Annotated in this window: 14 protein-coding genes; 3 read left to right on the forward strand and 11 right to left on the reverse strand. The window is 54.0% G+C overall.

Annotation, left to right across the window (positions count from 1 at the left end; all coding sequences use genetic code 11):
* The 3 genes from A3730_RS20140 to A3730_RS31965 all read left to right on the forward strand — a co-directional run.
* A partial coding sequence (locus A3730_RS20140; protein ID WP_063538773.1) for a TonB-dependent siderophore receptor occupies positions 1–1,751 on the forward strand: 1,751 nt, incomplete at its 5' end.
* Positions 1,752–1,789: 38 nt separating this feature from the next.
* A complete protein-coding gene (locus A3730_RS20145) occupies positions 1,790–2,899 on the forward strand; it encodes a PepSY domain-containing protein (protein WP_156497013.1) in 1,110 nt (369 codons plus the stop codon).
* A complete protein-coding gene (locus tag A3730_RS31965; protein WP_197468595.1) occupies positions 2,896–3,057 on the forward strand; it encodes a hypothetical protein in 162 nt (53 codons plus the stop codon). The genes A3730_RS20145 and A3730_RS31965 overlap by 4 nt, the downstream gene beginning before the upstream one ends.
* Positions 3,058–3,221: 164 nt before the next feature.
* Here the strand turns inward: A3730_RS31965 and A3730_RS20150 are convergent, their stop codons facing one another.
* From A3730_RS20150 to A3730_RS30525, 11 genes are all read right to left on the reverse strand, one after another.
* Positions 3,222–4,682 (reverse strand): hypothetical protein, encoded by a 1,461-nt coding sequence (locus tag A3730_RS20150; RefSeq protein WP_063519437.1) that lies wholly within the window; start codon positions 4,680–4,682, stop codon positions 3,222–3,224.
* A 118-nt stretch (positions 4,683–4,800) separates the two neighbouring features.
* Complete coding sequence (locus A3730_RS20155) at positions 4,801–5,094, reverse strand: hypothetical protein (RefSeq protein WP_063519438.1); 294 nt, start codon at positions 5,092–5,094, stop codon at positions 4,801–4,803.
* Positions 5,095–5,157: 63 nt separating this feature from the next.
* A complete protein-coding gene (locus A3730_RS20160; RefSeq protein ID WP_063518561.1) occupies positions 5,158–5,568 on the reverse strand; it encodes a GFA family protein in 411 nt (136 codons plus the stop codon).
* A gap of 15 nt (positions 5,569–5,583) precedes the next feature.
* Positions 5,584–6,195, reverse strand: a complete 612-nt coding sequence (locus tag A3730_RS20165; RefSeq protein ID WP_063519439.1) for a DUF1287 domain-containing protein — start codon at positions 6,193–6,195, stop codon at positions 5,584–5,586.
* 51 nt (positions 6,196–6,246) lie between these two features.
* A complete protein-coding gene (locus A3730_RS20170) occupies positions 6,247–6,858 on the reverse strand; it encodes a hypothetical protein (protein ID WP_063519440.1) in 612 nt (203 codons plus the stop codon).
* Positions 6,859–6,972: 114 nt separating this feature from the next.
* A complete protein-coding gene (locus A3730_RS20175; protein ID WP_063519441.1) occupies positions 6,973–7,587 on the reverse strand; it encodes a trans-aconitate 2-methyltransferase in 615 nt (204 codons plus the stop codon).
* Between the two features lie 6 nt (positions 7,588–7,593).
* The gene (locus A3730_RS20180) at positions 7,594–7,992 is read right to left on the reverse strand and encodes a hypothetical protein (RefSeq protein WP_063519442.1); all 399 of its coding nucleotides are present in this window, start codon (positions 7,990–7,992) and stop codon (positions 7,594–7,596) included.
* A gap of 214 nt (positions 7,993–8,206) precedes the next feature.
* On the reverse strand, positions 8,207–8,881 hold the full coding sequence (locus A3730_RS20185) for a hypothetical protein (RefSeq protein WP_063519443.1): 675 nt from the start codon (positions 8,879–8,881) through the stop codon (positions 8,207–8,209).
* Positions 8,882–9,030: 149 nt separating this feature from the next.
* Positions 9,031–9,549 carry an ATP-binding protein gene (locus tag A3730_RS20190; protein WP_063519444.1) on the reverse strand — a complete coding sequence of 173 codons (519 nt, stop codon included), beginning with the start codon at positions 9,547–9,549 and terminating at the stop codon, positions 9,031–9,033.
* 87 nt (positions 9,550–9,636) lie between these two features.
* Complete coding sequence (locus tag A3730_RS20195; protein WP_063519445.1) at positions 9,637–10,212, reverse strand: hypothetical protein; 576 nt, start codon at positions 10,210–10,212, stop codon at positions 9,637–9,639.
* A gap of 68 nt (positions 10,213–10,280) precedes the next feature.
* Complete coding sequence (locus A3730_RS30525) at positions 10,281–10,643, reverse strand: hypothetical protein (RefSeq protein ID WP_156496675.1); 363 nt, start codon at positions 10,641–10,643, stop codon at positions 10,281–10,283.
* Positions 10,644–11,066: the final 423 nt, after the last annotated feature.

The following is an 11,066-nucleotide window of genomic DNA, read 5'->3' on the forward strand; positions in this document are numbered from 1 at the left end:
TCTATGGCCTGCTCCCTCGCCAATACCTGTCCTCGGAGTTCATTCAGCGCGTTCAAGTCTTCCGCGGCGCCAATGCGTTCCTGAACGGCGCTGCGCCCGGCGGCAGTGGGCTGGGCGGTGCAATCAACGTACTGCCCAAGCGCGCCCCCAACTATGCGGTGAACCAGTTCACCCTCGGCGTGGAGAGCGGCGGCCAGGGTTACGGTGCCGTGGACTTGGCGCGCCGTAGTGACGACGGCCGTGCCGGCATCCGCATTAACGCCGCCCGCCGCGATGGCGACACCGCTGTGGATGGCGAAAACCAGAAAATATCCATGTCGCATATCGGTGTGGATTTCCGCGAAGAAAACCTGCGTCTCTCCGCCGACCTGGGCTTCCAGAAATTCAGTATGGATGCCTCCATGCCCAGCATCACCTTTGCCTCCGGCGTACCCATCCAGAAAACCCCGGATGCGGACAAGAGCGTCGCCCAGCCCTGGACTTACTCCAACTCTGAAGACCTGTTTGGCACCCTGCGCGCAGAGTATGATTTTGCGGATAACGTCACCGCCTGGCTTGCTGCCGGGGCCCGCCAGGGCGACGAAGATGCCATCTTCGCCAATCCCACTGTTAACAATACTGCGGGCGATTACACCGCGAGCCGTTTCGAGAATGTCCGCGAAGATACCGTCATCACTGGCGAAGCCGGGGTTCGCTGGGATATCGCTACAGGCCCGGTGAAGCACACACTGAGCCTGTCTAGCGCCAGCTATGAACTGGACTCCAAGAACGCCTTTATCTTTGGGGGAGGCATCACCGGCAATATCTATAATCCCCAGACGGCTCCCATGCCGGCGTTGGGTTTCGCCGGTGGCGATCTGAACGATCCCAAAACCACCATCAAAACCCAGATGCGCAGCGTCGCACTGGCTGACCAGCTTGCCATGCTGGACGATAAACTACTGGTGACACTCGGTGCCCGCTACCAGGAAATCGAAGACACCAGCTACGATTACGACACCGGCGCCCGAGGCAACAAGTACGAAGACAACGATGTGACCCCGTCCGTTGGCGTACTGTACCGCCTCACCGATTCCGTCTCCCTCTACACCAATTACATCGAAGGCCTGGTGGCTGGCGGTAACGCTCCCGCCAACAACAACAGCCAGCCGGTGGCTAACGCCGGGGAAACCATTGCCCCCTTCACCACCGAACAGACCGAACTGGGCATGAAGTTCGATGCCGGAAACCTGGGCGGTAGCGTTTCCCTGTTCCAGAGCAAGAAGCCCATCACCGGTTTCGACGGCAACAACACATTCAAAATCGTGGATGACCAGACAAACAACGGCCTGGAATTGATGGCCTACGGCAAGCCACTGGACAGCCTGACAGTGCTCGGCGGTGTCAGCCTGCTGGATACCGACGTGGATGGTGAAGACGCCATCGGCTCCCCGGACACCCAGGCCAACCTGAATGTGGACTGGGCTGTCCCCGGCACGGAAGGCCTGTCCCTGGACGGCCGCGTGATTTACACCAGTTCCCAATATACCAACGCCGCCAACACCCAGAAAATACCGGACTGGACCCGCCTGGATCTCGGTGCCCGCTATCTGATCCCGGTCGGAGACGCTAAGATGCTGACCCTGCGCGCCCGGGTAGAGAATGTGGCAGATGCGGACTACTGGGCTTCCGCCGGCGGCTTCCCCGGTTCCAGCTACCTGACCGTAGGCGCTCCGCGTACCGTTATGCTATCCGGCACCTACGAATTCTGATCCCAGGGAAACGCCCCGGCCTGCCGGGGCAATCTTTTATGAAACAAAGCACGTTCCGAATCTGGTCTTCTCTGCACACCTGGACCAGCCTGATCAGCACCGCCTTCCTGTTAATGCTTTGCATCACCGGACTGCCGCTGATCTTTCATGATGAACTCGACAGCGTTCTCCACAGTGACCACTGGCAACCCGCCAACCCTGACGGTGCGCTGCTGAGTCTGGACGATATTCTCGAGCAGGCGGCGCAGCACCGCCCTGGTGAAGTCCCGCTGTACATGAGCTTCGATATCGACCGCCCGGTTATCAACGTCACCAGTGGTCCCGCGCCGGATTCCCCCGGACGCGACATGACCATGGCATCTTTCGATCGAACCAGCGGCGAGCCGGTACCCGGGCACGATGGCTTCGACATCATGGAATTCCTGCTGCAACTGCACACCGACATGTTCCTGGGCTTACCCGGCATGCTGTTCCTGGGCGCCATGGGCCTGCTGCTGATCATCGCCATTGTGTCCGGCGTTGTGCTCTATGCCCCCTTCATGCGCAAACTGGAATTCGGTGCCTTGCGCACCCGGCGCGCCAAACGCATCAAGTGGCTGGACTATCACAACCTGCTGGGCATTGTGACCGTCGCCTGGCTCACCGTGGTGGGTCTCACCGGCGTGGTGAACAGCCTTGCCGACCCTATCACCACTACCTGGCGAACCCAGGCACTGGCCGACCTGACTGCCGGCTACCAGGGCGACACCGTTCCCACCCCGGCTGAAATGGCCTCGCTGGATGAGGCCGTCAAGCAGGCAGTGGAAGCAGCGCCAGACATGACACTGCAATTCGTGGCCTTCCCCGGTGGCGACTGGTCCACCAACTACCACTACGCCATTTTCCTGCACGGCAACACGCCGTTGACTTCGCACATCACCACACCGGTGCTGATTGATGCCCGCACCGGCGAGTTTGCCGGCATGCGGGAGATGCCCTGGTACAACAAGGCACTCGCCCTTTCCGGGCCACTACACTTTGGGGATTACGGCGGATTACCGCTGAAGATTCTCTGGTTTGTACTGGACCTGTTTACCATTGTGGTGCTGGTGACCGGCCTGTACCTGTGGTGGGTACGGCGGCGAAACAACAACGCTGGAGGGGCATGATGAGCCGTATCTTTGCCATTCCGCTGTTCATCGGCATCACCAGTATCGTGGGGCTGCTGGCCGCCCTGCTCGGCGATGGCATCTACGACGGAGTATCCTGGTTGGGCCTGGGCATCCCGGTGGCCGCCGTTATTTACGCCTACGCCAAACGACACTGACCGTCGCCACAACAGACTACTGTAGGAGCCCCACTTGAGGGGCGAACAGCGACGGGGGGATCGAAACTCGTCTCACTACAGAGCAGAAGTCACAAAGATAATCTGATGTCTTTCAGGTTTGGATTTCGCCCCTCAAGTGGGGCTTGTACAGGGAAGCAAAACCATTAGAAGCGCACGGTAACCGCCGAAATAAACGCATCGCGAGTACCGATAAATCCATCGTATTCCAGCATGACCGACAGCCTCGGCGTTACGTCCCAGTTGGCTCCCGTCACCAGATTCCAGCGATCAGAATTGCTCTGATCCACCTTGTAATCCAGCACCTGATCGGTGCCCGGTATCGCCAGGCTACCGGCCGCTACCGTACGCACATCCAGATAGTTACCCCCGGCGAACACCGTCAACCGCCCGGCCCGGTTTAATGCAAAGCCGCGCCCCACCCGCGGGCTGATGGTCAAGGCACGCCCTTCCAACGTGGTCTTGTCGGAATCCGTCCAGGTCACGTTAAAGGGAACCAGCAAAAACCAATCCCGCCACCCGGAAGCCACCACGCCACCGGCACCGTAATTCATCGGGCTCAGGTCCACATCGATGGGAAAACGCACCTGCTTGCCTTCAAACAGGTGGCACACCGGCGGCCTAATCGCGCCAGTACAGTCCTTGCCGATTTGATCCAGCATGGTATCGCCATCAATCGCAATATCCAGATCCAGGTCCCCGTTTACCTGCCCGAAGGTGCCATACAGGTTCAGGAAAGGCAGCACCCAGGCATCCACCTTGATCTGCTCGGTAATCAAATCACTATCGGCGCCGAAAGACACAAACTCGTATGGCCGAGTGCCATTGCCATTGAAACCCACCTGCAGGTTTTCGATACGCATGTCCTGGCGTACATCCGCCCGCAGCACACCGATACCGAAAGGCATCGGCAAGTCATACCCCCTGGCCACCGCTTGCTTGCCAAGCAATGGCAGCGGATGGTTCCAGTAACGTGGGGCATCATCACGGGGAGTATCGTGGCTGGAGTAGCGATTGGGAAAGTTATACTGGGACAGGCCGGTATCAGTGAGGCGGTGATTCACCCGTACCTGGCTGATATCCATGCTGGCGCCCGCCGACACCCCGGTTTCACTGGAAACAAACAGCTCAATGCCCGCATTGGCGGAGCCAAGCTGCTCATCACTGTTGCCCACATTGGAACTTGCATTGGAGCGTAACAGCCACTTGCCCCGTGTGATCTGGTCGATCACAGCCGGGTCGCTAATCACCGCCACAAAGCGCTCCGCCCGCGCACCAATCCCCAGCCCCATGCGAACGGAATGAATATCCAGGTAGGTATGGGTGTCATCGCGCTGGTCGTGTAATACCGCCACCGACGTGCCACCCCCCAGGGGACCCAGAAGCAAAACATCGGTGGTGCCGACAATGTAACCCGGGGCAGCATCCAGTTTTTGTTGCAGCTCCGGCATCTCGGCAGAGAACTGTTGCAGCGCCTTGTCGGTTTTCCAGTCAACCTGTACGCGCACGGCATCCACATCAGCCACTGGCGTCCCCACACAGCCGGTAAGAATTCCCACACCGAATACCAGCAAGGCCAGTTTGACTGATAGAAACAAATGCCCCATTCACCGCTTCCCTATGCTACTTATCGTAGATTCCATCATTCCTTCACCGGATGGTGGACGGTTTTGGGGAAAGTGTCACGCTACAGACGGGAAGCCCATGGCCACCATGCGCGATGCGCTAACCGAGGAGCCACGCCAGGCAGATATATCCCAGCGCGGCGACAACCCCGGCAAGCTGAAAAATAACGGCCATGATCGCCGCCGGCCGCGTCCACTGATACCGATCCAGAACAAAGACAATTACCCCGAGGGCAATGCACAATGCAGCAGGTATCTTGAGTTCAGGAGACGGGCCAGAAACAGTAGTGATGTTATTGCTCGACACGGACAGCCCAATATCGGCAACCCAAAACATCACGCCGAGAAAAACGTCCAGAGTGGCGACAGCCCTGACCATCCAAACGTTGATCATCCTGCACCTTTTTTAAACAAGAACGCCGCCACTTCACGGCTAAAAATTTTCAACCCAGCACGCTTACGGCTGCCTGTCGAAGGTTTTCACCCCTTCCGGAATCTTGAACCAATCCTGCTTTTCGCTGATCCAGATATGCGCCTGGGGCTCAAGAATGCTGGTATCCGCCAGATTGGCTGGTTTGAGTTTGATACTGTCTGGCTCATCCGGGTTAACGTGGTAAATGCGATTGCCGCAGGTGGGACAGAACATTGCCGCACTGGTATTGCCACTGTCCGCAGTACGCAGCCATTCGCGCATTTCACCATGAAACACAATGTCTTGGGCGCGTACAACAGCGGTAAGGCTGAATGCACTGGTGGACAGCTTCTGGCACGCCTTGCAGTGGCAGGCCAGTACTTTCTGGGGTTCAGCCAATAACTGGTAGGTCACCGCACCGCACTGGCAAGCACCGTCGATTGGATAGGTCGCCATCTCTCCCACCTTCGCTTATTCAGAATGATCGCCCGCAGGCTCATACCGATAATGCCCGGTGATGCGGTAGTCGAACAACATGTCTTCCAGGCGAGGCCCCGCACCAATGTTATGCACAATCTTCGGAGTGCCCGTGTTCGCCGCCAGCTTGTCGGTAACAATGCCAATATGAGGCAAATTCCCGGGTAACATCCAGGTCACCAAATCTCCGGGCTTATAATCCGACGGAGTCTGGCTTATCGGCAATGACTTGCCATGGCGGGCAAAGAAAGCCTGCAAGTTTGGCACGCGGCGGTGATCGATATTGCGATCGGTGGAACTTAGCCCCCAGATCCGTTTGGACGGATAAGCCGCGAAGTTGGCTGCCATATCCTCATGAACCAAAACCTGAAGATCTACGCCCAGAGTACGGTAAGCGCGAATCACCACATCGGTGCAGACACCGATATTCGCCGGCACATCACCATTGGGGTAATCCAACCGATAGTAGGCGCCGTTGTAGCTAATCTGATGCTGCGTGCGCTCAAGCGCCGCCGACACCAGATCCTGTTGAAAAGCGTTTGCTTGCACAACGCCTGACAACAGCCCCCAAAGTAACGCTAACCCGCATCCCAGGCGTTGTGACATACCCCTACCCCGCTCGCTTTCCAATCATTCAGATCCATTATCCGACCGCCATCAGGGAAGTCTGTTCCGGTAAGCCCGCAGGATGTCGTCCACCCGCTCTGCATGATCCATATCAACACGGAGGAAAAACGGAACAACCCAATCGCAACCGGCAAGCTGACAATGCCGCTTCCAGTCACCAAACGTATCGATACTGTCCAGCGTCAGAGCCACCGAACCGCCCCGCTCGGCAAACCCACCACCAATGCTTTCTCCCAGCACCAACCATTTGTCATCGCAGAAGGGCCGTATGGAAACGGTATACACATGATGCCGCTGATCCTGCTCGGTGGGTGCACGGTTCTCCATGCCCAGGGTCAAGGTCGCCGTCTTCAAATCCGCAAAATCCACTGCTTCAGACCACTTCAGCAGTGCCGGCACGTCCAGCGACGCTTCCTGCTCCCACACATTTTGGCCATCCCACATCTGGGTTTTATCCAGGGCCGTCCAGCTCAGCGCCCCGGGGGTGACGTCACAGGCTCGCAGCTTGAGAGGAAACGCCAGAAACCACAGCGGTGTATCCGCGACCCGGGCAGAGGGAAACTGGCGAAAACGGCCATCGTCGAACTCGATAATCAACTTGAACGATTCCAGTGGCACCACACGTTTGATCGACAGCGGCATTAACGTCTCCCGGCTTACTGGCGGGCCGCCAGCGTCACGATGTTAAGACAGTAGAACATGCTCATCGCATCCCCCCCTGAGCGCCAGCAACCGGCACACTGCGGAAGGAAAAAATCAGTCAACAGATACCTCAGGCTTTTGCACAATCATGTAGGTATGAAGCTCGGGATACTGGTCATACTCCAGATGCCGGCACACACCGCCAAGCCGGGATACCAGCGCCAGAAAGCCGTTAACGCCCAGGGAGGAGTAATACATTTCCGGGCCCATGAAATCATCCCGGTGATCTCCCGGTTCATCGGTACCGCCAAACGAGAAGATCAGCACCCCGCCCGCTGCAAGGCTGTTCACCAGCCGGGTGATAACATTTTCCTGTTCCGAGAGAGGCACATGCCAGATGCTGTCCCACGCCGTGATAAAAGCATAATCAGCAGGGCTGTCCCACTGGCAGATATCCTGATGATGGAAGGTCACATCCGGGTGGCGGTCACCGGCCAATCGCAGCATCTTCTCTGAAATATCCACACCTTCCGGCGCAAACCCTTCTTCCTGTAGCAAATCAATAAACCGGCCCGTACACCCACACCCCACATCCAGCGCCCGGCCCTTGCGGCGGACAAACTGCAGCGCCCGCTTGTGCGCCTCAATACCATTCTGGCGATTGAACTTTTCACTTTCCCACAGGTGGGTAATGGTGTCGTATTTCTTGCCGGTTTCAGTGGGATTCATAAGCCATCAGCCGTTGGAACGTTGCGAAAAAAATACCCAGCCAAAGAAAAGCATAAAGGCCAGGTCGTTGAGCCCGTAGAGGCTGTAAAACACCCCGGCAAACAGATCCTGCTCATACACCCCGCCAAGACTATGGTTCGCCATCCACAGCCCCCACGCCAGCACGTACACCAGCTTCTCCACGGCAAAGGCTGCGGCCAGCCAGCGGATATTGCCCTGGATAAACGCCGCCCCCAGATAGGCCAGCCCCCACACCACAATCATCAGCAGCCCAAAGTTGGACATCACCACCGGATCGGCCTGGTTGATGGCGTCATTGGTGAAAGCACGGGAGAAAAGCAGCACACCGCCAATATTCATTAGCGCGGCGGCGATAAAACCGTTTTTGACCAGGTTTGTGTTCATTGTCTTTCCAGAGGATTAAGGGGTCTTTGGGTTTCATAAAACCTGACAGGCCAACGGCAAGACTATACGTGCCGCACCAGCCAAGAAATTTACTGCAGGAGCACCACTTGAGGCGTGAACCATTTACTAGCGAATCTGGAAGCCTGAATTATTTAACATGGGAAAAGATCACCCCCTGTACATTTAATTAACCCCCAACGGAAGTCTAAAATCCTCAATTCATTCCTTCAATACAATTGATCACTAAAGCGCCTAGCTGACGGGTGTTATATGGATTTCCATTACTATTGAGAATGCCAAGCTTTAGCTCACTGGCTAACGTTCTTAATTCAGGTTTAGCGACTGGTGATAATTCACCATTGACATACACCTCTATAGAGCCGTTCTCCAGCTCCCTAATCTTACGATTGCCGTATTCTGCAACTCTGATCGCTTTGAGCTGGGAAGCCGGCTTGGGAGTCCGAACCAGCTTTGATAAAGAAATAGAATATTTTCCTTGAGAGTTTTCGACCCCCATAAGGTTTATTGCCTCAGAGACACCACCATTAAATAGCATTTCAATTTGCATTTCCTCTGTATTCACACGAAGTATCATGACACGATCAACCTCGTGAAGAGTTCTAGGGTTAAACGATATATGGCCACCCAAGCCCATCATTGCTGTTGTTTTTACGGAAATACGGTCCCCATCTCCGCTCACAACATCATAACCTTTTTGATTTACTTCCGTAGCCATCTGCCCATTGGTAATTAGCGCAGAGTAAAGTTCCCCGATCCGCCCAATAAGATGGCGCAATTCCGTAGGAGGCACTCCCCAAAGCAACTCCCTTTCAAACCAAGTCATTGCTTCACCCAACGATTGAATGAGCTGCATTTGAGTTAATGCCAAAATTCATTCCCCTTACCTAGCGCCTGTTATTTTATAAACACTCACTAGTCATTACAGCCAACCCTAATTAATAGAGACTAATTTTTTCTTTCAATCCAATTCCGCAACCCAATTCCGCAACCCAATTTCAGGGCAGTTCTTGCCTTTATCTACTTGACGCACGGGGCAAGACCTGACCCTCGTGTCCACTCAGAATGAATTATTGATACTTCACGAAGCATTTCAACTGCATCCAAAAGCGACTTTATTTCATCATGAAGGTCACGAAGAGTAATTTCGGCGGCACGCTCAAGATTTAGAAACTTGAAAGTAGCTCCGGCCTTTTCTTTTATTGTTCTCTTGCTAAGCCTACTAGCACTGATGGCTTGGTAAGCAATATTTGCTATTACATCTGAAAAAGTTGCGTCTGGAGAACAGGATACATCTATGTATTCTGAGTCAGAACTCTGATACTGGTTGGCAGCTGTTGCAGCGAGGGAAGATTTACCAACCCCTCTGTCTCCATAGATAAAAATATGGCGCCCAGAAGCATAAAGAGCTTCTTCAATTCTTCTGAGCTCCTTCTCTCTTCCGAATAAATGTTCAATACTATGGATCGGCTGCGCAGGAAAAACTAGCTTTGCCAGCTTCTTTCCAAATGATTGCCGTTCATATCCCTCAATTGCCATTAATCAGTCCTAAAGGTTAACTCTGATGAAAATATAACGCCTAAGCGCACCGGCGGCCTGTCCAGGCCGCCCAAGTGACGCGATTTGTTATGCAAATTGCTTGAATCCGAGATAGGTGTCTATGGCACCCCAGATGAAAATCCCGTATGAAGCGAGCCCCATAAAAATGCAACTCACGTTCAAAACCCAGCCCCAAAATTTGCATCGTTCACTTTGTGAAGAGTAAAGCCACTGGCTCAAATACGTTAAACCTGAGACCAGGCCAATAACGAATACCCCAAAAGTAAAAATCATCAATGAGCCAGAAAAAACCGAAAGCTTGCCTGGATTCTCAGTGGTCAACTTACCTAGGAAAGCCAGGAGGGCAATTGTTGCACCTCCGTTCATCAGCAACGACGTCTTAATGGCGTTTTGCCCCGCAGTTATTACGGACCTAAACATTTCAAGAGCCGACGATTGCTGAGCTTTACGATCCTCTACGTTAGCCTGTAATTGAGCGCGTATCTGCTCCAGTTTAACCGGATCGACCTCCTCCTCTGGGGCATCGATAACCCTATTGAGATAAGCAAGTAGGTCGTCACTCTGAATCGCATTGATACCCTGCTCGTTTTTTAGGTGCGCTATTTCATCGCGCAAATTACGAGCTAATGCCTTTGCTGACATTCAACACCTTTTGCATAACGCTTCAAACAGGGGCGCGCTGTAAGCGCGTCCATGCCTGCTTTGACTTGTTATGAGTTACACAACAAGACCTTATGAAGACTGCTTTGCCAATGGCCATTTGAGACCTCACCATAATGAATGTGTAGGGCATGCACAGCATTACAGTTGTTGCATGACATAATACCTAAAAAAGTGTTACCCCACTGGTTGCTCTGGGGTAAATTGAAATTCTTACCTAACTTACTAACAATTACTTTTTCTTGTTCTTTATTATCTTTCCAAAACTCGAATGTTTCTTTTGAAATATCATAACCACAAGCACCACAATTTATGTTTATAGTGCCACCGCCCATTGAGTCACCGTCATAGTACATAACGGGTTTGTCTTTATGCTCAATAACAGTTTTTTTATATGATATTTCCATATTCACCTTAAAAACTCATAACAGGTATTAGGAAGCCCGCTCGAATATCCAATGAACACGCCGGCTTCCTATTACATTTATCAAATTCATATACCGACCGATAAAACCAGAAATCTCAACGGGTTACAACGACGCCCTTTCCGGGCAGCTGTGATATGAGGAAGGCGTCGTTTTCTGATCCCCGTTTCTTCTGTCTGAGAACGGTGCAGTTCGCGCCTCAAGTGGCGCTTGTATGTTTGAATGCTCTTCCTGCAACCATGCAGGACTTGCCGGGGTGGAGGGACCAAAGGAGCATCTGACCCAAGGGTACAGACGGTAGGAGATTTGGCCCCACCCCGCACCTATTCATACGCCGATAAAGAATCCATCGGCTGAGTTGCACCTCAGACCGACGATACCTAGCAAGCCAGCGTTCAGGTGCGCCCCGAC

Source organism: Alcanivorax sp. HI0044, assembly GCF_001634945.1.